This window comes from Pseudomonas sp. L13 (assembly GCF_009935965.1).
Classification (GTDB): Bacteria; Pseudomonadota; Gammaproteobacteria; order Pseudomonadales; family Pseudomonadaceae; genus Aquipseudomonas; species Aquipseudomonas lactis.
On the sequence record NZ_QODJ01000004.1, the window covers coordinates 175,574 to 200,979 of the forward strand.

Annotated in this window: 21 protein-coding genes and 1 pseudogene; 14 read left to right on the forward strand and 8 right to left on the reverse strand. The window is 58.8% G+C overall.

Annotation, left to right across the window (positions count from 1 at the left end):
• Positions 1–60: 60 nt before the first annotated feature.
• Complete coding sequence (locus DK871_RS04620; protein WP_161904138.1) at positions 61–462, reverse strand: cupin domain-containing protein; 402 nt, start codon at positions 460–462, stop codon at positions 61–63.
• A gap of 65 nt (positions 463–527) precedes the next feature.
• Positions 528–1,523 (reverse strand): PDR/VanB family oxidoreductase, encoded by a 996-nt coding sequence (locus DK871_RS04625; protein WP_161904139.1) that lies wholly within the window; start codon positions 1,521–1,523, stop codon positions 528–530.
• Positions 1,524–1,799: 276 nt separating this feature from the next.
• On the opposite strand from DK871_RS04625, the gene DK871_RS04630 reads away from it, so the two are divergent.
• From DK871_RS04630 to DK871_RS04655, 6 genes are all read left to right on the forward strand, one after another.
• Positions 1,800–3,149, forward strand: coding sequence for an aromatic ring-hydroxylating dioxygenase subunit alpha (locus DK871_RS04630; protein WP_161904140.1), 1,350 nt, complete (start codon positions 1,800–1,802; stop codon positions 3,147–3,149).
• Positions 3,139–3,669: an aromatic-ring-hydroxylating dioxygenase subunit beta gene (locus DK871_RS04635; RefSeq protein WP_375139727.1), complete on the forward strand. Its 531-nt coding sequence runs from the start codon at positions 3,139–3,141 to the stop codon at positions 3,667–3,669. Before DK871_RS04630 ends, DK871_RS04635 begins: the two co-directional genes overlap by 11 nt.
• A complete protein-coding gene (locus DK871_RS04640; protein ID WP_178116023.1) occupies positions 3,666–4,484 on the forward strand; it encodes an SDR family oxidoreductase in 819 nt (272 codons plus the stop codon). The genes DK871_RS04635 and DK871_RS04640 overlap by 4 nt, the downstream gene beginning before the upstream one ends.
• 87 nt (positions 4,485–4,571) lie before the next feature.
• Positions 4,572–4,790, forward strand: a complete 219-nt coding sequence (locus tag DK871_RS04645; RefSeq protein WP_161904141.1) for a hypothetical protein — start codon at positions 4,572–4,574, stop codon at positions 4,788–4,790.
• Between the two features lie 61 nt (positions 4,791–4,851).
• A complete protein-coding gene (locus DK871_RS04650; protein ID WP_161904142.1) occupies positions 4,852–5,553 on the forward strand; it encodes a DJ-1/PfpI family protein in 702 nt (233 codons plus the stop codon).
• A 32-nt stretch (positions 5,554–5,585) separates the two neighbouring features.
• Positions 5,586–6,059, forward strand: a complete 474-nt coding sequence (locus DK871_RS04655) for a RidA family protein (RefSeq protein ID WP_161904143.1) — start codon at positions 5,586–5,588, stop codon at positions 6,057–6,059.
• A 24-nt stretch (positions 6,060–6,083) separates the two neighbouring features.
• Here the strand turns inward: DK871_RS04655 and DK871_RS04660 are convergent, their stop codons facing one another.
• Positions 6,084–7,106 (reverse strand): AraC family transcriptional regulator, encoded by a 1,023-nt coding sequence (locus tag DK871_RS04660; protein ID WP_161904144.1) that lies wholly within the window; start codon positions 7,104–7,106, stop codon positions 6,084–6,086.
• A gap of 258 nt (positions 7,107–7,364) precedes the next feature.
• On the opposite strand from DK871_RS04660, the gene DK871_RS04665 reads away from it, so the two are divergent.
• Positions 7,365–8,960 carry an NAD(P)/FAD-dependent oxidoreductase gene (locus DK871_RS04665; protein WP_161904145.1) on the forward strand — a complete coding sequence of 532 codons (1,596 nt, stop codon included), beginning with the start codon at positions 7,365–7,367 and terminating at the stop codon, positions 8,958–8,960.
• Between the two features lie 52 nt (positions 8,961–9,012).
• Positions 9,013–9,606 (forward strand): cysteine hydrolase family protein, encoded by a 594-nt coding sequence (locus tag DK871_RS04670; RefSeq protein ID WP_161904146.1) that lies wholly within the window; start codon positions 9,013–9,015, stop codon positions 9,604–9,606.
• A gap of 45 nt (positions 9,607–9,651) precedes the next feature.
• On the opposite strand, the gene DK871_RS04675 is transcribed toward DK871_RS04670, so the two are convergent.
• From DK871_RS04675 to DK871_RS04685, 3 genes are all read right to left on the reverse strand, one after another.
• Positions 9,652–12,078 carry a heavy metal translocating P-type ATPase gene (locus DK871_RS04675; RefSeq protein ID WP_161904147.1) on the reverse strand — a complete coding sequence of 809 codons (2,427 nt, stop codon included), beginning with the start codon at positions 12,076–12,078 and terminating at the stop codon, positions 9,652–9,654.
• A gap of 446 nt (positions 12,079–12,524) precedes the next feature.
• On the reverse strand, positions 12,525–12,953 hold the full coding sequence (locus DK871_RS04680) for a CopD family protein (RefSeq protein ID WP_161904148.1): 429 nt from the start codon (positions 12,951–12,953) through the stop codon (positions 12,525–12,527).
• Entirely contained in the window at positions 12,950–13,303 is a 354-nt protein-coding gene (locus DK871_RS04685) for a DUF3817 domain-containing protein (RefSeq protein ID WP_256677372.1), read from the reverse strand. Before DK871_RS04685 ends, DK871_RS04680 begins: the two co-directional genes overlap by 4 nt.
• Before the next feature lie 111 nt (positions 13,304–13,414).
• Between DK871_RS04685 and DK871_RS04690 the strand changes: the two genes are divergently transcribed.
• Positions 13,415–14,371, forward strand: coding sequence for a GlxA family transcriptional regulator (locus tag DK871_RS04690; protein WP_161904150.1), 957 nt, complete (start codon positions 13,415–13,417; stop codon positions 14,369–14,371).
• A 37-nt stretch (positions 14,372–14,408) separates the two neighbouring features.
• Here the strand turns inward: DK871_RS04690 and DK871_RS04695 are convergent, their stop codons facing one another.
• Positions 14,409–15,182 (reverse strand): IclR family transcriptional regulator, encoded by a 774-nt coding sequence (locus tag DK871_RS04695; protein ID WP_161904164.1) that lies wholly within the window; start codon positions 15,180–15,182, stop codon positions 14,409–14,411.
• A 217-nt stretch (positions 15,183–15,399) separates the two neighbouring features.
• On the opposite strand from DK871_RS04695, the gene DK871_RS04700 reads away from it, so the two are divergent.
• The 4 genes and pseudogenes from DK871_RS04700 to DK871_RS29620 all read left to right on the forward strand — a co-directional run.
• On the forward strand, positions 15,400–16,542 hold the full coding sequence (locus DK871_RS04700; RefSeq protein WP_375139728.1) for an efflux RND transporter periplasmic adaptor subunit: 1,143 nt from the start codon (positions 15,400–15,402) through the stop codon (positions 16,540–16,542).
• Positions 16,543–16,547: 5 nt separating this feature from the next.
• Positions 16,548–19,685, forward strand: coding sequence for an efflux RND transporter permease subunit (locus DK871_RS04705; protein ID WP_161904151.1), 3,138 nt, complete (start codon positions 16,548–16,550; stop codon positions 19,683–19,685).
• Positions 19,682–21,115 (forward strand): efflux transporter outer membrane subunit, encoded by a 1,434-nt coding sequence (locus DK871_RS04710; protein WP_161904152.1) that lies wholly within the window; start codon positions 19,682–19,684, stop codon positions 21,113–21,115. Before DK871_RS04705 ends, DK871_RS04710 begins: the two co-directional genes overlap by 4 nt.
• A 271-nt stretch (positions 21,116–21,386) precedes the next feature.
• A pseudogene (locus DK871_RS29620) lies at positions 21,387–21,671 on the forward strand (BapA prefix-like domain-containing protein); the annotation flags it as partial.
• Positions 21,672–21,680: 9 nt separating this feature from the next.
• On the opposite strand, the gene DK871_RS28950 reads toward DK871_RS29620, so the two are convergent.
• Positions 21,681–22,004, reverse strand: coding sequence for a hypothetical protein (locus DK871_RS28950; protein ID WP_256677373.1), 324 nt, complete (start codon positions 22,002–22,004; stop codon positions 21,681–21,683).
• A gap of 120 nt (positions 22,005–22,124) precedes the next feature.
• On the opposite strand from DK871_RS28950, the gene DK871_RS04715 reads away from it, so the two are divergent.
• On the forward strand, positions 22,125–25,406 hold a 3,282-nt coding region (locus DK871_RS04715), incomplete at its 3' end, for a hypothetical protein (protein ID WP_256677374.1).

Below are 25,406 nucleotides of genomic sequence, written 5' to 3' on the forward strand. Positions count from 1 at the left end.
TGTCCTTTGTTCTTCTTATGCAGGCTTAAAGTACGTGCGCTCATACGCCGTGCGATGTGGTCAATGGGCATCGCGTTCGTCTGTGTACCAGTCTGGTTTTTGCGGGTAGTGCGGGCCGTCGTAAATCTCGACGACGATGGTTTCTTCATGCGCATAGGTGGGGCCATGCACGTTGCCCTTGGGGTTGCAATAGAAGGAACCCGTCACCAGCGTGACGCCGGTTGAGGTGTATTCATACTTGCCCGATAGACAAAACATTGACTGGTTGGAGGCATGCATATGTGGCTGCGGGATGCCTGTGCCTTTGTCGAACTTGATCAGGGCGATGGAAGCCCCTGTCTGTTCATCGCGAAACAGCATTTTTTCGTGCACGCCTTTGAGTGATTTTTCACGCCAGGGTAGGGCGGCGGTCTGAAGGAGTATTTCGGCGAGGTGGTTAACGGGGAATGGTGACTGGGTCATTTTTGTTGGCTCCGCATGCAGCGTTTAAAACATCAGTGAATGGGGCTGTACGGTCGTGCGCCCACCTATACATCGAGCACCAGAACCGCAGACTTGCTGCGCGAAACACAGGGGTACATGACCTTGCTGGTCGCCCGTTCGCGCTCGGTAAGCACGTAATCGCGATGGTCGATTTCGCCCTCGATGACAGTCGTTGCGCAGACGCCACATTCCCCGCGTTTGCAATCGAACAGCGGGTCACAGCCTGCCTCGACCAGGACATCGAGAATGCTCTTGTCCGCGGGGACATGGAGCGTACGGTTGCCGCAGGCCAGGACGACATCGAAGGCGCTGTCAGCCGTTGCCGCCGCAGGCGCGGCAAAGAGTTCGAAGTTGAGTTTGGCGCGGGCCCAGTTGCGCCGTTGAGCCTCGGCCAGAATGGCGTCGAGCAGCGGCGTTGGCCCGCATATATGGATGTCGTCGTCACCGTCGAACTGATCGAACAAGGCCTGGATATCAATTGGTGCGCCGACTTCTTTATCGGTGTGCACGGTCAGCCGCTCGCCCAGCAATGTGTGCAGCTCGTCGATCAGCGCCATGCCAGCACGGTCGCGCCCGGCATAGACCATTTTGACCTCGCGCCCGTGGAACCGACAGGCCGCAGCCATGGTTGCCAGAGGCGTTACACCGATCCCGCCTGCGACCAGGAATACGCGCTTGCCGGTATCACGCAGGGGAAAGTCATTGCGCGGTGCGGTGATGTCGATGATGTCGCCCACACTCAGGGCCTCATGCATGAACCGCGAACCGCCACGGCCTCGCTCGTCAAGACGGATAGCGATGAGGTAGGACTGCGGCGCGGCAGTCGAACCTGCCCCGTATGCCAGTTCGATCAATGAGTATTGGCGCCAATCCTGGCGGCCGTTCAGGTGTACCGACACACCGATATGCGCGCCAGGCGTGAAGGTCGGCAACGGCTGGCCAGTCTCAGACTGAAGACGAAGCATTCGGACCCCGCTTGCCGGATGGCTTGCTTCGGAAACTCGTACACGCAACGTTTGTTGGTTTTTTATCGCCTGCATGATCGAACCTGTGTCGAGTGGCCGCGCTCGTTTGCGCAGGGCAAGGTTGATCAAAGTCTAGGTAGCGACAAGCGGGACGAATATCCGCAAACCGCAATCTGGCATGACGTCTCTATCCGTTTCTGGCACTGGCCAAATCGGCTCAAGGTGCTACGCGAAATACGGATAGTGCCTTGCGATTGCTGGCTATTTGATCGTCATGGGAGGCGGCAAAATCTCAGCTCGCAGTGTGTATCAAGCGGTCTTTCGATCAGCCAATAACAAGAGGTTCTCTCCATGATCAGCACGGATGAATTGAGGCAGCTTGTACGTCCAGATGGCGTTCACAAGCGCGTCTATACCGACCCCGAGATCTTTTCCCTGGAAATGCAGAGAGTCTACGGACAGGTCTGGATTTATGTGGGTCATGAAAGCCAGGTGCCCAAGACCGGCGATTACCACACCACCCAGCTGGGCGACCAGAAAGTCATCATGGTGCGGGTCAATGACCAGAAGGTCAGCGTGCTCTATAACCGCTGCCCACATCGCGGGGCGAACCTGGTGGCCGAAGGTGATGGGTGTGCCGGCAAGTTCTTCCGGTGTTCTTATCACGCCTGGACGTTCAAGCTGGACGGCTCATTGCTGACCACCCCCATGCGCGCGGGCTTCGAGGGCACAACCTTCGACCCGACCAGCCCAGAGGTTTCCATGGTCCCGGTGGCACAGGTCGACAGCTACCGGGGCTTCGTCTTTGCCAAACAGAGCCTGGGCGGCCCAGGCCTGGTCGAGTTCCTGGGGGGCGCGGCAAGCTCGATCGACAACCTTTGCGACCGTTCGCCTGTCGGCAAGGTCGAGGTGGCGGGAGGTGTGTTCCGTGTCATGCAGTTGTCGAACTGGAAGATGTTCTACGAAAACCTGCATGACACGATGCATGGTCCGGTGACTCACGAGTCGTCAGTGATCGCCGCGCGCGAGCAGGCCGAGGAAATCGGCGAGATGCCGTTCGAGTTGTTGATTCAGGATGGTAACGGCGAGCCGTACAGCTTTTGGGAAAAACTCGAGCTGCGCGCCTACCACTATGGTCATGGCTACATGGAGGGCATTTTCGATCCCGCCGCGGCTACACGTGATGAAGTTTCCCGTCGGCATTTCGCTTGCTTGAGCGATGCCTATGGAGAAGTACGGGCGCGTGAAATCCTGGGGATGAGCCGGCATAACACGATCATTTATGGCAGCGGCTCACCCCACAATGTGTTCCAGCAATTTCGCGTCATACGCCCGGTGTCGGTGGACAGGACACTGGTCGAGATCCAGGTTTTCCGTTGCGTGGGCGCACCACCGGAAGTGTTCGACCGGGCACTCACCTATGCCAATGTGGTGAATTCACCGTCCTCGAACGTAATGCCTGACGATGTCGAGGTGTATCGCCGCTGCCAGGTTGGTAACACGACGGCGGGCGGTGATTGGATCAGCCAGCATCGTTATGCAGGGACGGATGTGGTCCTGCCAGATGGCGCCGTCTCGATCAATGGCACCAGTGAGCTGCCGATGCGCAACCAGTTCGTTGCCTGGCTGCAGTACATGGAGAGTGAGCCGTTGGCGCCACACACAGAACAACAGCGGTTGGAGGTGCACTGTGTTGAATGATGGCTTTCTTGATATCTCTATCGACCCCCTACACCCCATGTCGCCGGACGCACAGCTGACCTTCCAGGTGGAGCAGTTTCTGTTTCGCGAGGCGTCGTTGCTCGATGAGCGGGCGTTCGACGGATGGCTGGCGCTCTGGGCCGAGCATGGTCATTACTGGGTGCCGCGCTCGCCGGGCCAGGAGAATCCCTTCGAGCACATTTCCATCTTTTGGGAGAATGCGATGCTGCGTGAGACCCGTGTACGGCGCCTGCTGAACGCGCGCAATTGGTCGCAACAGCCGCCGACAAGAACCAGTCGCATGGTGAGCAATGTTTGCGTGCTGGGACATGATGCCGAAGGGCGGATGATCGTGAGTTCCCGCCTGCATGTCAGCGAATACCGGCTCGACTTGAGGTATCTATCCGGTCGCGTGGTACACAAGCTGGTTGAGTCGCCCGAAGGCTTCAAGATTGCACTCAAGCGGGTCGACCTGGTCAATTGCGACAGCGTTTTCACCAACATCGAGGTGTTCCCGTGAGCGCTGGTGGCGCCACCGCTAAAGGCCCTCTGGCGGGCAAGGTGGCGATCGTCACCGGGGCTGCTCAGGGGGTGGGCCTGGATATCGCCAGAATACTGCTTGGGCAGGGCGCGAAGGTTGTGCTGGCCGACATTCGCCTGAGCGACGACGTGCTCAGGTTGTTAGGTAAATCATGCCTGTTCGTTGCAACCGACGTGCAGATCGACGAACAGATCGATACCTGTATCGCACGCACGCTTGAGCGTTTCGGTGCGGTAGATGTACTGGTCAACTGCGCAGGCATCTATGTCGACCAGGGGCTTGATTCATCGAGGGAAGACTGGCACCGCACGCTGGGAGTGAATCTGGTGTCCGCGGCAATTTTTGCCCAGCGGGCTGCTGTCGTCATGGCGTCGGGCTCCGTCATCGTCAATATCGGCAGTACGGGGGGGAAGTTCGGTGCTTCGGGCCGCGCCGTCTACCCAGCCTCCAAGGCCGGCTTGTTGCAGATTACGAAAAACATAGCCGTCACGCTTGCCCCCAGAGGCATACGTTGTCTGAGTGTTTCCCCCGCCTGGACATGGTCGCCCTCCCTGGCCGAACACAGCGCAGGGTCTATTGAACGGGCCGACCAGGTCGGCGCAACGCTTCACCCGCTCGGCCGAGTCGGCAGGGGCGAAGAAGTCGGCGCAGTGGTCGCCTTTGCCTGTTCTGGCGCGGCGTCCTGGATTACCGGAGCCGACATACCTGTCGACGGTGGCTTCAGTTGCCTGGGACCGGACCAGGGGCGTTCGCCACATGCCTGGTTTGCCATGCCCCGTCAAAAGTTGCTCTGAAAGGCCGGTGCCTCTCACCGGCGCGAGATCCAGCCGGAGCATCGTGCGCACGCTTACCGTCTTGAAAATCACAAGGGGAACATTGCCATGAATGTCACATTGAAAGAATCGCTTAGTGCAGGTCTGATCGGCGGGATCATTTCAGCCGTCATCTCTTTTTTGGTCAATCAGAATTTACCTCTGCCTCTTGTCTCACTTGATAACGCCATAGGTCATGGTATTACCGGACTTATCAGTGGCTTGATCAGCGCCTTCATGGGGGTATTCCTATTGCTTCGCAAACTCAATAAGACGGCCGCCAAATAAGTTGCCCTTGTCCAGGCGTTGGTCAGTCACAGGGCCCTTTCTAAATGAAGGAGCGTTATTTATGAATGCCAGATTAAAGATCGCAATGCTCTGCTACCCCGAGATGACGTTGCTGGATTTACTCGGACCGGAGACGGTATTTAGCAAGTTTTCCGACATCTACCTCGTCTGGAAAACACTGGAGCCCGTACACACCGATACCAACCTGTCTATCAATCCCAATTGCACGCTCGCTGGCTGCCCCAGCGATCTCGATATCCTGTTTGTACCCGGCGGGCCGGGCACAGGTCAGATGATGCAAGACGCCCAGATACTGTCTTTCCTCAGGGATAAAAGCTGCACAAGCCGCTACATCACATCGGTCTGCACAGGGTCATTGATCCTGGCCGCCGCCGGACTCATGACAGGCTATAAGGCAACGACCCATTGGTCTGCACGTGAAGAGCTCGGCATGCTCGGTGCCATAGTGATCAAAGAGCGTGTCGTCATTGACGGTAACCGGATCACAGGTGGCGGAATTACCTCTGGTATCGATTTCGGCTTGAAGGTTATGGCGAAACTGATTGACGAAGATGTCGCCAAGGCCACGACGCTGTTTCTCGAGTACGATCCCGAACCCCCTTTTACCACGGGTACGCCGGATACGGCTGACGACAAAATACTTTCGATGCTGCTGCCCCATCTCGCGCCAATCAAGGATGGGATTATTGCTGCGACGAACAAAATATGTCGTAAAGACAACCAGTTGCTCTACGCCAGTTGACTCCAGCACCCCAGGAATATAGAGAGATCACCATGAGCGACGACGAACAAGACCTATCTACTCAGGTTGGCCAGCAGAGGCCATTGGATGCCACTCAGGCCGCTGCATTGACATTGACCAACCCGTCGGGATTGTACGATCCGAGCGATAACGGTTATTCCCATGTGGCGCAAATTGCTGCGGGAGCGCGGTTGGTATTTATCTCCGGCCAGGGTGGGGAGGACGTCAACGGTGAGCTGGCCGTCGATTTCACTACGCAAGTGCGGCAAGCGTTGGATAACCTGCAAACTGCGCTGGCTTCAGCGGGCGTGCAGATCAACCAGGTAGCCAAGCTGACGGTGCTGATCGTTGATCACAGCCATGAACGTTTGGGCATTTTCGGGAGCGCGCTGGATCAGGTCTGGGGGGCATGGACAAAACCTGCTTGCACCCTAATCCCGGTGCCGCGTCTGGCGCTCGACGGTATGGTGTTCGAAATCGAGGCCATCGCAGTCGTTGCGGGCTGAGAAGGTTCTGCTGATGTACAGAACCTAAGGCAGTGCGTACTTATGCAATGCCGACGTGGCACTTGGTAGTTCGCCGAACCTATCCTTGTAGTACGACGAAAACCGACCCAGGTGCCCGAAACCTACCGCCAGCGCGATATCGGTAATGCTGTTCTGCGAGTGGGCCTGGATTTGCCGACGAGCTTCATCCAGGCGGATGTCGCGTAACCAGGCCATGGGGCCTACACCAAATTCCCTTTTACAGAGGGTATGCAGCGATCGCGAACTGATGCCAGCCGCGCGGGCCAAATCTTCCAGCGAAATGGGCGCCCACAGATGCGTCAGGCTGTACTGGCGGACAGCCTCGAGGGGGGAGCGCTTCGTTGACTGCGTCAGTAACGCACTGCAGACAAACGTGTCGGGCTGTCTGTGCGTCTGGGTTAAAAGGAGTAGAGCCAAGCCTATCTCAAGGTACTCAAGCCAGGCAGGGTGGCACTGACCGAAACCCTCGCCATGCCCAGGCCCTATCTGGTCGACCAGCGACTGAACAAGGCTGCACCATTGTGCCGCGACGGTACTTTCCAGAAGCACGACGGGCGCCAGATCCTTGCTTTCATCCAGGGCCGTCAGCGGTGTGTAAAGCCGCGATGCAGCTTCCCTGGCGAAGGCGGACGGCACCCGTAGAATAAGCTGCTCGCAATTTTCGCTCCAACGAAAACTGATTTCATGTCGCGGCGCGAGGACGGCGACCTGGCCAGGGCCGATGGAGGTAATCTCACCGTCACTTTTGATGACGGAGCGCCCCCGCAACGGCACTTGAACCAGAATGAATCCATCGAATGGATCAGGCCGGATTTCGACAGCAGGTCCATAGCGAAGAATCATCAGCTTCAGATGTCGTGTATCAATGCTGTATAGCGCCGAGTCCACCTCGCCGGGGCCCCAGCTCATTACATGATTGTTGAGGGCTTGGCGCAGGTGTGCCTGAAAGTCTGCGGCACTGCGCGACTGAAAGACCAGGTTGCTGTACATGCGGGATAAATCGAGTGTCTGGAAAGTGCTATTCATCAGTGACTCTCACGGCAGTAAGAGAAGATGTTTCGTTTTTTTATAAATTTTCTATCGAACTAATCTGGCGGTATCGACGCTTAGGAAACGAGAAAAATCAAATCGCGTCTCTTGGCTCATCGGATAGTACGAACTTTTTCGGCGCGATGTCCAATGACAAAATACGCTCACCGCCCCAAACGGAAATTTGCCTAAATTGGATAGCCGGGTGCGGGAAATGGATAGTGCGCACACGCAATGACACCGCATGCTGAAGCCATGAAAATAAAACAATCCCAGCAGTACGACGTGATTATCGTCGGCAGTGGCATCAACTCATTGGTGTGCGCAGCCATGCTCGCCAGGGCGGGACGCGCTGTACTCGTACTGGAGCGCGAGGCGGTCTTCGGCGGATGTATCCGCAGCGATGAGCTTACGCTGCCAGGGTTCTTGCATGACACGTTGGCCATGGCGTTTCCACTGTTTGTTTCCGGGCCTGCCTATGTCGCGCTGGGTGAGGCGCTGCGGGCGCAAGGGTTGGAGTTTTGCACCAGTGCGACGCCCACGGGGGTGCTCCTGCCGGATGGATCCTACACACTGCTATCGAATTCGCGCATTGAAAATCTCACGCGGTTCGAACGCTTGGCTGTTGGGGACGGAGCCGCCTTCGCGAGAGCCATGGAGGCGGTGCAGCGCCACGAGAAGTTGGTCTTCCCCTTAATGAGTCATGAGTTGTGGCGTGCATCCACTGCCTGTGCTCTGTCGTTGCATGTTTTCAAGAGTGGTATGCAGTCAACGAGCAGCTTTCTGGGTGAGTCGATGATGTCGTGCAGGCACTGGCTCGAAGGCACGGTGAAAAGCCAGGCACTGCGCGCGCTGCTGGCGCCTTGGACGTTGCATGCCGGGTTAGGACCTGACAGTGCGATGTCATCGTTTATGACCAAAGTTATTTCATCGATGCTTGAGAACGTTGGGTTGCCTGTGGTGCGCGGCGGCAGCAAGGCGCTGGTCGACGCGCTGGTCGCAGTGATCCGCAAGGCCGCAGGTCATCTTCAGCAAGGGGCGCACGTTCAGCGCGTGCTGGTCCGCAAGGGGAGGGCATACGGCGTGGAATTGGCCGACGGTCGGGTAATAGAGGCCGGTGATATCGTCTGTAGCGTGACGCCTACCCAGCTGTATGGCCAACTGCTTGAGCCGCGTCATGTGCCGAGGGAAGTGTTGGAGCAAAGCCAGTCGTACCGTTATGGCAAGGGCAACATGCAAATTCATCTGGCGCTCTCGGCACCCCTCAAATGGCCCGTGGCAGAGCTCGACGAGGTTACCTATATTCATCTGTGCGACGGGCCGGATTCCATTTCGCGTGCCATCAACGAAGCGGACAGAGGATTATTGCCCGCGCAGCCCACCATTTGTATTGCCCAACCGACAAACCTTGATCCGTCACGCGCGCCCGCTGGCCGTGCGACTCTGTGGATTCAATTACCCGCTTGCCCGCGTATCGTCCGTGGCGATGCGGCAGGCCAGATACCGGTACCCGCTGATGGGCGCTGGACCGAGAGCCTGAAAGAAGCCTATGCCGACCGCGTGTTGGAACAGATCGCGAGGCAATTGCCCGGCATCCGTGAGAGCGTGCTGGCGCGTCATGTCCTTTCCCCCGCCGACCTCGAGGGGCTCAACGTCAATCTGGTAGGGGGCGACCCGTATGGAGGCGCTTGCGAGCTGGATCAATCGATGTTGTGGCGACCGTTACGCGCCACGCGAAATCATACAACGTGCGTCGCCCACCTCTGGCATATCGGTGCCTCTACCCATCCCGGCCCTGGCGTGGGTGGAGTGTCCGGCCTTCATGTCGCACAGGCTCTCGGGGCTCGATAAATCCCCGCCGGTGTTTCTCTGCTCTCAACGATCCTGATAAGGAATGAAGCTCATGACTGTTCGTACTGCCGTGCTTGCCTTGCATTACCAGAACGAAGTTCTGCATCCCAAGGGGCGTATCCGCGTGGGGCTGGCCGAGAACGACCCGATGCGCGGTCAAGTGATCGAGGCGGCCGGGCGACTGCTTGCGGGCGCTCGCGAGAGAGAGCTGCCGATCCTGCATGTACGTATTGCTTTTCGTCCCGATTATGCGGACTGCCCCAGCAATACACCGATATTCCGCAGGACCGTGGAACTGGGCGCGGTGCGCAACGGAGAGTGGGGTGCGGAATTCATGGCAGCGCTTGCGCCACAGCCGAGCGAGCGTGAGTTTGTCATGACGCACACACGTATCAGCGCGTTCAAAGGCACGGCCGTCGAGCAGACGCTACGTATGTTGGGGGTGCAGCACCTGATCGTTGCAGGTGTGGCCACCCATTCGGTGGTCGAGAATACCGTGCGTGAAGCTGCGGACCTGGGCTATGCCATCACGGTGGCCGCCGATGCCTGTGCGGCGGCAGCTCCGCAAGTGCATCAAGCGGCGCTGTCCGCCATGGCGCTGATTGCTGATATCTCGACGGTGGCTGGCGCGCTACAGGCCGAGTGAGACTCCGCACACCATGAAGGGCAGGGAGGCGTGTTCCTTGTCCTTTCATGGGTTTGGGGTGGCGCGTTGGCGCGGCATCCGGGTCAGACGCAAGGCGTTGAGTACCACTGTCAACGAGCTGAGGGACATGCCGACAGCAGCCCAGATGGGCGTAATCCAACCCACGGCAGCGAACGGCAGCATGAGACCGTTATACAGCGCACCCCACAGCAGGTTCTCAATGATTACCCGACGTGTGCGCCGTGCCAGTCTGAACGCTTGTACCAACGTATCCAGGCGGTTGGACAACAGCACCGCATCTGCGTTGGTCTTGGCCAGGTCGGTGGCCGAGCCCATGGCCACGCTGATATCCGCAGCGGCCAGCACCGGGACATCGTTGACTCCGTCTCCGAGCATCAGCACTTTGTGGCCTTGGCGATGCAATCGTTGCAGCACTTGCAGCTTTTCATTCGGGCTCAGGCCTGCGTGCGCTTCGTCAATACCCAGTTCGGTGGCGACGCTGGCAACCATTGGCGAGCTGTCGCCTGACAGCAGCAGCGTGGCCCAGCCACGCGCCTTGCAGGCGGCAAGCAGCGCGGGGGCGTCGCAGCGCAGCTGGTCGTCGAGGACCAACCAGGCCAGCGGCCCTTGGCTATCGCCCAGCAGCAGCCATTGACCAGCGTCATCCGGCATCTGCGGGACGGCACAGGCGCTTAGGTCACAGACGAAGACGGGCTGGCCGATGCGCAGGTGGTGTTCGCCCACCCGGCCTTCCAAACCCAACCCAGGTATGTTCAGCACGTGTTCGGCGGCCAGCGGCGCGCGCCCGAAGGCGCGGGCTATCGGGTGTTCGGAGCGGTTCTCCAGCGCGGCGGCCAGGCTCAGGCATTGCTGACCGTCGAGATCGCCCAGCGGGTGAATCGCACGCAAAGTCAAGCGGCCCTCGGTGAGTGTGCCCGTCTTGTCGAAAATCACCGTGTCGATCTGATTCAAGCCTTCGAGTACATGGCCGCGAGTCAGCAGTAGGCCGAGTTTGTGCAAGGTGCCGGTGGCGGCGGTCAATGCGGTCGGTGTGGCCAGGGACAGTGCACAGGGGCAGGTGGCGACGAGCATCGCCAGGATGATCCAGAATGCTCGTGAGGCGTCCAGTTGCCACCAGAGCAGGCCAATGGCGGCTGCAGCGATCAGCGAGAACAGCAGGAACCATTGGGCGGCGCGATCGGCGATTTCGGCCAGGCGTGGTTTTTCTGTCTGGGCTCGCTCCAGCAGGTGGACGATCGCGGACAGGCGAGTGTCCTGGCCCAGGGCCAGGACTTCCAAGGTCAGCGTGCCATCGACGTTGAGGGTGCCGGCGGTAACCGCGTCGCCCGGGTTGCGCGGTTGCGGCAGGTATTCGCCGGTGAGCAGGGATTCGTCGATGCTGGACTGGCCTTCGAGGATCTTACCGTCCGCCGGCAGGATGGCGCCGGGATGCACCAGTACCTTGTCGCCCAGGCGCAGTTCGCTGAGCAGGATGCGTTGGCTCTGGCCGTCGGCGTCCAGGCGCAGGCACGAGGCCGGCAGCAAATTCACCAGGCGCGCGGTGGCGGCCGCCGTACGCTCGCGGGCTCGGCGTTCCAGGTATCGTCCGGCGAGCAAGAACAAGGCAAACATACCCACGGCATCGAAGTACAACTCGCCGACTCCGGTAATCGCGGTCCAGATCCCGGCGATATAAGCGATCCCTATCGCCAGGGACACCGAGACGTCCATGGTCAGGTGGCGGGTGCGCAGGTCACGCAGGGCGCCTTTGAAGAATGGCGCGCAGCTGTAGAAGACAATTGGTGTGGTGAGAAACAACGCGACCCAGCGCAAAATAGTGTGCAACTCGGGACTCAAGTCCAAATTGAATTCTGGCCAGGTTGCCATGGTCGCCATCATCGCCTGGAACCATAGCAGCCCGGCAACACCCAACTGACGCAGGGCCAAGCGGTTATCGCTGGCCAGTTGTTCGGATGCATGATCGGCCTGATAGGGGTACGCGGCGTAGCCGATTTTTCTGATCTCGCTAAGCACCTGGCTGAGGGGGAGTTGCTGGTCATCCCAGCGCACGTTCAGGCGATGGTTGGACAAGTTCAGTCGGGCTTCAGCTACCGCCGGCAGAGCGCGCAGGTGTTTTTCGATCAGCCAGCCGCAGGCGGCGCAGTTGATGCCTTCGATCATCAGGAGGGTTGTGGCCAGCTCACCCTCACGCTGGACGAAGTGTTGCTGTACATCTACCCGGTCGTATAACACTTGCTCATCCGGCAACTGCTTTGGCAACGTTTCGGGGTTGGTCGAGGCTTCACTGCGGTGGCCGTAGTAACCCTCCAGATTATTGGAAGCAATGGCTTGGGCCACGGCCTGACAACTCGCGCAGCAGAACTCTCGGGTTGTGCCCAGGATGGCAGCGGTATAAAGGCTGCCGGCAGGCACGGGCAGGCTGCAGTGGTAGCAGGGAAGTGGCGTGTTCATCACGGTCTCCTGTCCTCGGGCGGCTCGCATCACGCAAAGCCAGCGGCATTTCGCTGCAGCGCGTTGAGGGACGGCGCCTCACCATGGATGGAGTTCACCCATACCAGCCGCAAGTCCCCCGGTAAGGCTGCTTAGAAAACGCTGGCTGGGCGAACGCTGTAACGCCAAGAGAGAAATGGTTCAGGTTGAGTAGGGAGTGCCCCTGCTCATCGCCGGCTGTTGATTTGACTCTTGGTGATACCGGGATGGGGTTATCGCGTCAGTGAAACTGACAAGGCTTCCGATGATCTCCAACAGTGAGGTTAGAGGGATAAAAAAGCCGCTTCGCGAAGGTGATCACAACGGTGCGAGCGGCTAGCGAGATAACTCAAAGGAGGAAACGCGAAAGTACGTGGGTGATGAGTCTTTCTATGTAGGAAATTTCCCAGGGCTTTTATCGCGGTGATCTAAAGCGGCTTGTTGACGACGAGGAAAACGATAGTTGCGGCTACGATCATCAGGCCTGGCATTATCAGCACCAAACGTGCAGGTGGTGCGTCCGCCGGGTGTTCCATTCGCCGTCGCAGGAAGCCGCTTAACCCTGCGTGCAATACGCTCAAGCTCAGTACACATACCAGTTTGAGCGATAGCCAGGTCGCCCCCATCCAACCACCTTGTGCCGCGAGGGTCAGGCCGCTCAGCCAGGTGAGCAGCATGGCGGGCAGGGTAATGTGCTGGCACCAGCGTCGTAGCGTGCGCAACCGCGATAGTTCAAGCGGCAAGATCGGGCCAGACAGGTCGCGCCCTGCGAGCAACAATAGTACAAGCATGAACAGCCCACTTATCCAGAACAAAACGGCGCATAAATGCACTGACTTGATCAGCAAATAGCTCATGCGCCATTGCTCTGCTCAGGTCTGGGCAGGGCGGGCGAATGATGATTGCGCCGCCATAGAAACCGGGCCGCAAAAAAACCACCGAGCGGAATAAAGGCCAAAGCAACGGCACCCAGTAGTTTGGTTGCTTTCCACTTTTCGCTGGTGGCGACGCTGATCGCCAGCCAGCAGTAAGTCAAGAATGCCAAGCCATGCAATGGGCCGACGACCTGTACTGCCGCCGGGTAGTCGAACAGATGTTTAAGCGGCACGGCGATTGTCAGCAGAATAAGCAAGCTGCTGCCTTCTACGCAGGCGGCATATCGCAATGGCCGTAGCGAATCGGAGGAGCGGACAGGTAAGTCAGTCATCGGAATGGGTATCTATGAAGGGCAGACGGTTGAGTATGGCGACCTTGTGATGTCGGGCCAATTGGCTAAAATGACAATTACCGAAGGATTCAAGCCAAACCGGACACCCACATGTCAACTCACATTGCTGCGCATAAAATCGCTGTGCTGGCTTTCGATGGCGTGGTGCCGTTCGACCTGACAATACCGCTTGAAACGTTCGGGCGTGCTCGCCGCGAGAATGGCGAGCAGGTCTACGAGGTGTTGGTCTGTGGCTCCTCAAGGATGGTCAAGTCTGCGCACTTTGACGTGCATGTGAGGTGGGGGTTGAGCGAGCTGGCCAATGTCGACACGATCATTGTGCCCGGTGCGTTGGATTTCACGGCACCTGTGCCAAAAAAACTGCTGGATGCATTGAGTGACGCCGCCGAAGCGGGCACCCGAGTGGCATCGATCTGTACGGGAGCTTTCATCCTGGCGGAATGCGGGCTGCTGGACGGGTTGCGGGTCACCACGCATTGGTCCGCAGCGCTGGTGTTGGCCAGCCGATATCCACATGTCACCGTCGACCCCAACGTTCTGTTTATCGATAACGGCCAGGTGCTGACCTCTGCCGGTGCATCCGCCGGCCTGGATTTATGCCTGCACATGATCCGGCGCGATCATGGCGCTCAGGTGGCTGCTGATGTGGCCCGCCATGCGGTCATGCCGTTGGAGCGGGCCGGGGGGCAGGCTCAGTTCATTGTTCACCGGCCCCCCGAATCAACTGGGGTGCTGCAACACCTGCAAGCGTGGGTTGAGCAGCATTTGGACCAGCCTTTAACGCTTGAGCAGATGGCGGGCAGGGCGTCGGTCAGCACCCGAACGCTGAGCCGCCGTTTCCGCGAACAACTGGGCGTTACGCCCCTGCAGTGGCTACTACAAGCGCGGGTGCGAAGGGCGCAATACATCCTGGAAACCACGAACTTGTCCGTGGAACAGGTGGCACTGCGCACCGGGTTTGGCTCATCGACGTCGTTGCGAGAACATTTTCGGCGCTTGCTGGGCACGAGCCCGCTTGCTTATCGAAACGCCTTTTCCAGCGTTTGAGGTTGGCGGCCAGTCGTCGGGAGCCCGCTGCAGTCGCTCAGTTCTGTTGGCGGCCGATCACGCGTTCTACGGCGTGTTTTGTCTCCAGTAACGCGGCCTGGAAGCGCTCGGCATGCAGCTTGGCCCGCGAGGCTGGCGCCACGACAGTGATGGAGAAATTGCCCAGGTAGGTGCGGATGATGGTGGCATAGGAGCAGATGCCTTCGATGTACTCTTCCGTTTCCTCAGCAATGCCACTGACACGGATCTGCTCCAGTTGCACCAACAAGGCCTTTTTGTTCAAGGTGGTGTTTGTCAGCGCCGGCAGCTGTTTTGGCAGGATGGCTTCGAGGTCCCGTGGTGAAAGTTCGGCCAGGAGTATCTTGCCGCTGGACGTTGCAAACGATGGGGGGTTGATGCCGATCGGAAAGACAATGCGCAGCTCGCGCTCAGCCACAACGCGATCAATCACATACACCTTGTCACCGATCAAGGACGACAACGTAACCGACTCGTTCAACAGCTGGCCAAGCTCGATCAGAAAGGGCTGAACCGATGAAATGATGTCTGTCTGGGTCTGGTTGATCAGCAAGCCCAGCGCCGTCCCCAACCGAAAGCCACCCTGCGGTCCGATGGATTCAACCAGGCGTTCTTCTTCCAGGGCGGTGATGATCCGTTGCACCGTTGAGCGAGGCAGGTCGACGGCTTGAGCAATCGCCGCATGGCTCAAACCCTTCGGGTTGTTTCCCAGCGCGCGCATGATGGCGGCCGCCCGCGCAATAACCTGAATGCCACCGTTTTTCTGATCCTGCTTGAGTGTCTCGTCGCTCATGTCGTATTCGCTCGCCTTTTTGCCGGGCGCCCATCTTACCCGATAGCGCCCTCTGGTCCTGACGATCACCCAATTGGCGCACGTGATTACGTGGTGTTTGAGCGCTCGCCAAGGGTTTTTGAACCGTACGGATTGATTTTGGTGAATCGTATAGTGATACACTGTACCTTATCGTGGTTCACTTAACTTTTTTTCATGATCTTGGGGAGTGCTTCTGGTGAAGCTCAGATGGCCGTCGCGTGCTGTACATATCCTTCCGCTCACCACCGCGTTACTGGTGGGCTGTAATCAATCCGAACAGGTTTCGACCGCCAGTGCTCCAGTGGAGGTTGGGGTTTATACGGTCAAGGCCGAGTCCTTGGTCATGACCACTGACCTGCCTGGGCGAACCTCGGCTTATCGCGTTGCACAGGTACGCCCGCAAGTCAGTGGCATCCTGCAAAAGCGGCTGTTTGAAGAAGGCGCTCAGGTCAAGGAAGGGCAGCAGCTCTACCAGATTGATCCGGCGACCTATCAGGCCACCTTGGCCCGGGCGCAGGCCAACCTGGACACTGCGCACAACCTGGCCAAACGCTACGCGAGCCTTTTGGAAACCCACGCGATCAGCCGTCAGCAGCATGACGACGCGCAAGCCGCGTGGAAGCAGGCCCTGGCGGATGTTCAGGTAGCCAGCATCAACGTTCAGTACACCAAGGTGTTGTCACCGATAAGCGGTCGGATCGGGCGCTCCAACATTACTGAAGGCGCACTGGTGACCAATGGCCAGGGCACGGAACTGGCGACGGTCAACCAGCTCGACCCTATCTATGTCGATGTGACCCAACCCATTACCCGCATGTTGGCGCTGGAGCGTGCGCTGGAGTCCGGTAGCTTGCAGAGCACGGGCGTGGGGCAGGCACACGTCACCCTGACTCTGGATGATGGCAGTGCATACCCGTTGCCGGGTGCGTTGAAGTTCTCTGAGGTCAGCGTTGACCCCGGCACAGGCTCCGTGACCCTGCGTGCGGTGTTTCCTAACCCGAACGGTAAGTTGCTGCCCGGCATGTTCGTCCATGCACAGCTTAAGGAAGGCGTGCGCGAGGCGGCCAAGCTGGTGCCACAGCAAGGCATTATTCGCGACAGCCGGGGGGTCGCCACGGCTTGGGTGATCAAACCGGATGAAACCGTCGAACTGCGTGAGCTGCAAACCCTGCGCACCGTGGGTAATGCCTGGTTGGTCGGCAAGGGAATCGAACCTGGAGAGCAAGTGGTCACCGAAGGGGTGCAACGCTTGCGCGCGGGAGCAAAGGTCAAGGCCAGCCCGGCCACTAATGTCGAGTTGGTCAGCGACTTCAGCGCCACGACTGGCGAAGGGAGCTGATATCCATGTCCCGTTTCTTTATCGACAGGCCGATTTTTGCCTGGGTTATTGCCTTGATGCTCATGTTGGGGGGCGCGTTGGCGGTGATTTCGCTGCCGGTCAACCAATACCCGAATATTGCGCCACCCGCCGTGCAGATTACCGTGACCTACCCGGGGGCATCGGCACAGACTGTGCAGGACACCGTGGTACAGGTGATCGAGCAGCAGCTCAATGGCCTGGATGGGTTACGTTACATCTCCTCATCCAGCAACACCGATGGCAGCATGCAGATCATCGTCACCTTCGATCAGGGCACCGACCCGGATATCGCCCAGGTGCAGGTGCAGAACAAGCTGCAACTGGCCACCCCCATGTTGCCCGAAGAAGTCCAGCGCCAAGGCATTCGGGTAGTGAAGTATCAGGTCAACTTCATGTTGATTCTGGGGCTGGTATCCACGGATGGTCGAATGTCGGAGTTCGACATGGGCAACCTGATCGTGGCCAATCTCCAGGACCCTATTTCCCGTACCAAAGGCGTCGGTGATTTTTTGGTCTTGGGTGCGCAGAACGCCATGCGTATCTGGCTCGACCCCGGCAAGCTGAACAGCTATCAGTTGGTGCCCCAGGACGTCATGAGTGCGATTTCGGCGCAGAACGTCCAAGTGTCATCCGGCATGCTCGGCGGTTTGCCGGCACGTAAAGGTATTGAGCTGTCGGCCACGATCATTGGCAAGACGCGCATGACCACCGTGGACGAGTTCCGCGAGATTCTGCTCAAGGTTAATCCCGACGGCTCGCAGGTGCGTATCAAAGATGTGGCCGATGTGGGGCTTCAAGCGGAAAACTTCTCCATTTCTAGCCAGTTCAACGGTAAACCCGCCGCGGGGCTTGCGTTGCGCCTTGCCACCGGCGCCAATCTGCTGGATGCGGTCGCGGCGGTCAAGAAAACCGCGGATGAGCTCAAGCCTTACCTGCCCGAAGGGGTCGAGATTGTATTCCCCTACGACACCTCGCCCGTGGTGGCGGCCTCGATCAAGTCGGTGATCTACACCCTGTTCGAAGCCATCGTGCTGGTATTTCTGGTGATGTTCCTGTTCTTGCAGAACGTTCGGGCGACGCTGATTCCTTCATTGGCGGTACCGGTGGTGCTGCTGGCCACGTTCGGTGTGCTGTTCGCCTTCGGTTTCACCATCAACGTGATGACCATGTTTGCCATGGTGCTGGCTATTGGTCTGCTGGTGGACGATGCCATCGTGGTGGTGGAGAACGTCGAGCGGATCATGGCCGAGGAGGGGTTGTCGCCTAAAGAGGCGACACGCAAATCCATGGACCAGATTTCCGGAGCGTTGGTGGGTATCGGCCTGGTGATCTCGGCGGTGTTCATGCCGATGGCGTTCTTCAGCGGATCTGCAGGTGTGATCTATCGGCAATTCTCGATCACCATCATCGCCGCGATGAGCTTTTCGGTGCTGGTTGCCCTGATATTTACCCCTGCGCTGTGTGCCACCTTGCTCAAGCCGCACAAAGCCGGCGCGCACGAGAAAAAAGGCTTCTTTGGTTGGTTCAACCGCACGTTTGAAAAAAACACGCTGCGTTATGAGCGCGGCGTCAAAGGCATCCTCACGCGGCGCTGGCGCTTCATGGGTATTTACCTGTTATTGACCGTGGGAGCTGGGTTGCTGTTTACCAAGATCCCAATGGCATTTTTGCCTGACGAAGACCAGGGCATCATGGCGGTGCAGGTGCAACTGCCACAGAACGCCAGCGCAGAACGGACCGAAGACGTCCTGGGGCAGGTGCGTAAATTCCTGTTGGAAGACGAAGGCGTTGGTATTTCATCGGCCTTCACCGTGAACGGTTTCAACTTTGCCGGTCGCGGCCAGAGCAGCGGGATCGTGTTCGTGGCCATGCGGCCTTTTGCCGAGCGTACATCGCCTGACCTATCGGTGTTTGCTATCGCCAAGCGCTTGAATGCGAAGTTCGGCGCAATCAAAGACGCCAACGTGATTGCCTTGGTGCCACCCGCGATCCTGGAGATGGGTAACTCGACCGGGTTCAACGTGTTCCTGCAGGACAACGGGAATGTCGGGCATGCCGGCCTGATGGCTGCCCGTAATCAGTTCTTGGGGTTGGCGGCACAGGAGCCGACGTTGATGCTGACCCGGCCTAACGGCCTGGATGATGAAGCGCAGTACCAGGTCAGCATCAATGATGAGCAGGCGCGGGCGCTGCAGGTGTCCATCGCCGACATCAACCAGACGATGTCGGTCGCCTGGGGCTCGGCCTATGTCAATGACTTCATCGACGGCGGTCGCGTCAAGCGGGTGTATGTGCAGGGCGACCAGGACTCACGCATCGCGCCTGAAGACTTCGACAAGTGGTACGTACGCAACGCACAGGGCGAAATGGTGCCGTTTTCGGCGTTCGCCACGGGCAAGTGGGTGTATGGTTCGCCGAAGCTGGAACGCTACGGGGGGATCTCTGCCATCGAACTCCTGGGTACACCGGCGCCTGGCTACAGTACCGGCGATGCCATGCTGGCGGTTGAACGTATTGCCGCACAAATGCCTGCGGGTATCGGGATGTCCTACACCGGTTTGTCCTATGAGGAGCGACACGCCGGTGCGCAGGGGCCAATGCTGTATGTCCTCTCATTGCTGATTGTGTTCCTGTGTCTGGCCGCGCTGTATGAGAGCTGGACGATTCCGGTGTCGGTGCTGTTGGTGGTGCCGCTGGGTATTCTTGGCGCTGTGTGCGCGACCTTGCTGCGCGGGCTGTCCAACGACGTGTTCTTTCAGGTCGGGATGCTTACCACTATGGGCCTGGCGGCAAAGAACGCGATCCTCATCGTCGAGTTTGCCAAGGACCTTTATGAGCACCAGGGGCGCACGCTGGTAGAGGCTGCCGTGGAGGCTGCACGCCTGCGATTGCGGCCTATCATCATGACCTCGATTGCCTTCATCATGGGTGTGCTGCCCTTGGCCCGGGCGGTCGGGGCGAGCAGCGGCAGCCAGCACTCCATCGGCACCGGTGTGGTGGGCGGCACGCTGGCGGCAACCTTCCTGGCGATCTTTTTCGTGCCCCTGTTCTATACGTTCGTCACCGGCCTGTTGAACAAAAACAAACAACCGGATAACGCCCTGTCGGGAGAGCAAGCATGAGGCTTAAAACGTTGGCGCTCTGTGTGTGCCTCGGAATTGGCGTGCCGGGGTGCAGCCTGATTCCGAAAAAAACCTGGCTTGAAGTTCCTGCTGAAAATGCATGGCCACAAGGGGCGGCCTATGCCCAGCCCGGTATGATCGAGGCCAATGCGCCCCGCGTGCTGTGGAATGACTTTTTCCGCGATGACGGGCTGCGACGGATGATCGCCGTGGCCCTGGAGAGCAACCGGGATCTGCGTGTCGCGGCCCTGAATGTCCAGGCGTATCGTGCGCAATACCGGATCCAGCGCTCGGCACTGTTTCCGTCTGTGGATGTAAATGGCAGCGGCAATCGGCAGCGGCTGCCGGCGGATCTTGCAAGCTCGGGGAGCGCCGGTATCCAGAGTCAATACGGGTTGAACGTAGGCATCACCTCTTATGAGCTGGATGTCTTCGGACGCGTCAGCAGCCTGAACGCGGCGGCGCTGGAAAACTTCCTCGCCACTGCGCAGGCGCAGAACAGCATCCGTATCGGTTTGATCGCGGATGTGGCGAGTGCATACCTGACGTGGCGTACCGACCAAGCGTTGCTTGAAGTGACCTCCAGAACGTTGGAGAGCTACAGCGCCAGCTTGAAGCTGATCAGTCATGCGCATCAGGCGGGAACGTCTTCCGAGTTGGATGTGCGCCAGGCACGTACTCAGGTCGACACCGCGAGGGCGCAAAAGCTGCAGTACACCCGCCAAGTTGCCCAGGACGTCAACGCCCTGCGGCTACTGCTGGGCGCCAAAATCCCTGATGACCTGCCCAAAGGCACGCCGTTGGAGGGCGCCGTCCTGGCGGACATCCCCGTGGGGTTGCCGTCCGAACTGTTGCGTCACCGTCCGGATATCTTGCAGGCCGAGCATCTGTTGTTGGCGGCGAATGCCAACATCGGCGCGGCGCGGGCGGCGTTCTTTCCTTCGATTCGCCTGACAGCCACGGCTGGATCGGCCAGCAGTGAGTTGGGTGACCTGCTCAGCGGCGGCCAAGGCAGTTGGAGCTTTGCCCCGCAGATCAGCGTGCCGATTTTCAACGGGGGCCGGCTGCGTGCGAGCCTGGATTACGCCGAAATCCAGAAAGACATCAGCATTGCCCAGTACGAAAAGAGCATCCAGACCGCTTTTCGTGAGGTGGCCGATGGCCTGGCGGCGCAGGGCACTTATGGTGAGCAGTTGAAGGCGCAGCGTGATCTGGTAGCGGACAGCCGTGCCTATTTCGACCTGGCGCAACAGCGCTACGAGACGGGCGTTGATAGCCATTTAACCCTGTTGGATGCCCAGCGACTGCTGTTCACGGCTGAGCAACGGCTGCTGAGTGATCAGTTGCTAAAGCTGGACAGTCAGGTGCAGCTTTACAAGGCGTTGGGCGGAGGTTGGGAGGTTTCGCCCCTGATCGGCTCCATTCGGTAATTATTACAAAAGAAGACGGGCCAGTGCAGGCTGCGCCCGTCAGCAATTGCCAGGGTTTTCTCCCGCTTTCTGTGAAACCTGCTTCAATTAATCCCCATGATGCTGGGAAATGTCCTACAGATATGCAGGAGATTTCTTACGAGTATGTGCGCCGGTAAATGCCCGGACCCATCAGTGGTTGCGGGCGTTATTGGTTTGGCTGTTTGGCCTTTGAATGTCTTTTCTTCAGGGTGGCGCAGCCAGACTCCTTATATTTGGAGTGAAAGCAAGCATGGCTCAGGTTAGTCTGATAGATATCAAATCTGGAAAATTGATTGAGCACGTAGCGGGCAATCCGACGACTCTCAGAGCTCCCAGTATCGTTAAAATTTCGTTGAATCCAGACATGCTGAAGTCTGCTACTCAGGCTGGAAGCGATTTGGTGATTGAGTTAACGACGGGTGAGCAGATCGTTCTCAAAGGTTTTTTTATTGTCTCGGCTGACGGTCTGCACAATGAACTGGTGCTGGAGCATCAAGGCAAGTACTGGCACGCAACCTATGAGCCAGATCAGGCATCGCTTTCTTTAAAAGAAATTTCGAATGTCGATGAACTGCTTGTGGATGATGGCGACAACACTTTCATGTGGCTGCTTGGGGCCCTTGGTATCGGCGGTGCGGCGGCGCTGGTAGATGGCGGTGGCGGTGGCGGCGGTGGGAACAGTGCCGCCAGCGCTACCAAGCCGCCTGTGCCTGTCATCAGTTTTGATGCCCGGGACAACAAGCTCGTTATCCAGGGCCGTCCTGGCGCTACATTTGAGGTGAAGGGGCAGGGGGGGCAGGTTCTTGCCTCGGGTACATTGGGCAGTGATGGGCGCGCGGAAGCTCAACTGTCTGCGAATGCCAGTCATCAAACTATTACCACGACTCAGACGGCGGATGGTCTTCAGTCTGACCCCTCTGTGGCACTTAGCTTACCGTTGATGACGCCGACGCTCGGTACTGTGGATCCAGCCACCGGTCAGTTACCAGTGACCGGGAAGCCGGGTTCGACCGTGCAGTTGCTGGACCAGAACAACAACCCGATTGGCACCCCGACCATCCTGGATGATAAAGGCCAGGGCAGTATCACGCTGCCGGCCAATACCAGTGGTCAGCAGATCGGTGTAGCCATCAAGGACGGCACTACTCAGTCCCCAGCCACCAATGTTGAAGTGCCATTGCTGGCGCCGCAGTTGGGTGTGGTCAATCCTGAAACTGGCGCGTTGCCAGTCACCGGCAAGCCGGGTTCGACCGTGCAGCTGCTGGACCAGAACAAGAACCCGATTGGCACCCCGACCATCCTGGATGATAAAGGCCAGGGCAGTATCACGCTGCCGGCCAATACCAGTGGTCAGCAGATCGGTGTAGCCATCAAGGACGGCACCACCCAATCCTCAGCCACCAATGTTGAAGTACCGTTGCTGGCGCCGCAGTTGGGCGTGGTCAATCCTGAAACCGGTGCATTGCCAGTCACCGGCAAGCCGGGTTCGACCGTGCAACTGCTGGACCCGAACAAGAACCCGATTGGCGCCCCGACCACCCTGGACGATAAAGGCCAGGGCAGTATCACGCTGCCGGCCAATACCAGTGGTCAGCAGATCGGTGTAGCCATCAAGGACGGCACTACTCAGTCCCCAGCCACTAATGTTGAAGTACCGTTGCTGGCGCCGCAGTTGGGTGTGGTCAATCCTGAAACTGGCGCGTTGCCAGTCACTGGCAAGCCGGGTTCGACCGTGCAGCTGCTGGACCCGAACAAGAACCCGATTGGCGCCCCGACCACCCTGGACGATAAAGGCCAGGGCAGCGTTACGTTGCCGGCCAATACCAGTGGTCAGCAGATCGGTGTAGCTATCAAGGACGGCACTACCCAATCCCCAGCCACCAATGTTGAAGTACCGTTGCTGGCGCCGCAGTTGGGCGCAGTCAATCCTGAAACTGGCGCGTTGCCAGTCACCGGCAAGCCGGGTTCGACCGTGCAACTGCTGGACCCGAACAACAACCCTGTTGGTACCCCAACCACTCTGGACGATAAAGGGCAGGGCAGTATCACGCTGCCGGCCAATACCAGTGGCGATCAGGTTGGTGTAGTGATCAAGGACGGCACCACCCAATCCCCAGCCACCAGCGTCGAAGTGCCGTTGCTGGCGCCGCAGTTGGGTGCTGTTGATACCCCCACCGGTCAGTTGCCGGTGACCGGCAAGCCGGGCTCGACCACCCAGTTGCAGGATCCAAGCAGCAACCTGACGGGCAGACCAACAAGCGATGAAGGCCGGGACGTTGTCGATCCTGCCACAGGCAATGTGCTGGTTACGGGAAAACCGGGTTCGACCGTTCAGTTGCAGGACCAAAGCGGCAATCCGATTGGTAAACCCGTGAAGCTGGACGATCAAGGCCATGGCACCGTTACGTTGCCGGGTAACACCAGCGGCCAGCAGGTCGGTGTCCTCATCAAGGACGGTGACAAAGAGTCGCCGGTGACAAACGTTAAAGTGCCGTTGCTGGCCCCGCAGTTGGGTGCCGTTGATGCAGTCACCGGGCAGTTGCTGGTGACCGGAAAACCAGGTTCCGTTGTGCAGTTGCTGGATCAGGACGGCAACCCAATTGGCAATTCGACCACCCTGGACGATAAGGGCCAGGGTACGCTGGTACTGCCGCCGAGTGTCAGCGAGGAACAGATCGGTGTGGTAATCAAGGACGGGAACACCCAGTCGCCTGTGACCCGCGTTGAAGTACCACTGTTGGCACCGCAGATGGGCCCCGTCGATTCTGCCACCAGCCAGTTACCGGTGAACGGCAAGCCAGGCGCCACCGTGCAGTTGCAAGACAGTTCCGGCAAGGCAATCGGTATGCCTGTGACTCTGGATAACGCAGGCAAAGGCGCACTGACTCTGCCAGTGGACACCAGCGGCGACAGCCTGAAAGCTGTACAAACCTCGGGCACAACCACATCCCCAGCGAGCGACGCGGTCAGCATTCCGGTATTGAAACCCATCGTGGGAGCAATCGACCCGCAAACTGGCTCCCTCATCGTGGAAGGTAAGCCAGGTGCAACCGTGCAACTGAAAGACAGCACGGGTGCGTCCGTAGGCACGCCGGTCACGCTGGGCAATGACGGCAAGGGCATTCTACAAATTCCGACCACCCTGAGCGATCAAGCCGTGACGGTCACTCAGACCTTTAACAACAGCGAATCGCCGGCCACTGTTCCATTGACGGTGCCGCTGCTCAAACCGCTGCTGGACACACCCGATGCTGCAACCGGCACCGTAGCCGTTACCGGCAAACCGGGCGCCAGCGTGCAGTTGCAAGACAGCACGGGCAAAACGGTCGGTACCCCCGTGATTCTGGATAACGCAGGCAAAGGCGTGCTGACGCTGTTGGTGGATAGCAGCGGCGACAATCTGCAAGCCGTACAGACCTCTGGCGCGACAACATCCCCGGCGAGCGATGCGGTGAGCATTCCCGTATTGAAACCGATCGTAGGCACGGTTGATCCGCAGACTGACATCCTTGACGTGGTAGGTGAACCGGGCGCAACCGTGCAGTTGAAAGATGTCGCGGGCAACCCTGTAGGAACGCCTGTCATCCTGGACAGTGCAGGCAAAGGCGTGTTGCAAGTACCGGTCACCCAGAGCGATAAGCCGGTGGTGGTCACGCAAACCGTAAACAATGTCGAGTCACTGCCTTCGGCCCAAATCAGCGTGCCGCTGCTGAAACCGTCGCTGGACACACCCAGTGCCGCGACAGGCACCGTGGCCGTTACCGGTAAACCGGGCGCCACCGTGCAATTGCAAGACAGCACGGGCAAAGCGGTCGGCACACCTGTGATTCTGGATAACGCAGGCAAAGGCGTACTGACACTGCCGGTGGACACCAGCGGCGACAGCCTGAAAGCCGTACAGACGTCGGGTACGACAACATCTGCGGCGAGCGATGCTGTCAGCATTCCTTTATTGAAACCGGTCGTAGGCACGGTCGATCCGCAAACCGGCACCCTTGACGTCGTCGGTGAACCAGGCGCAACCGTGCAGTTGAAAGATGCCGCAGGCACCCCTGTGGGCACGCCTGTCATCCTGGACAGTGCAGGCAAAGGCGTGTTGCAAGTACCGGTCACCCAGAGCGATAAGCCGGTGGTGGTCACGCAAACCGTAAACAATGTCGAATCACTGCCTACGGCCCAAATCAGCGTGCCGTTGCTGAAACCGTCGCTGGACACACCCAATGCCGCGACAAGCACCGTGGCCGTCACCGGCAAACCGGGCGCCACCGTG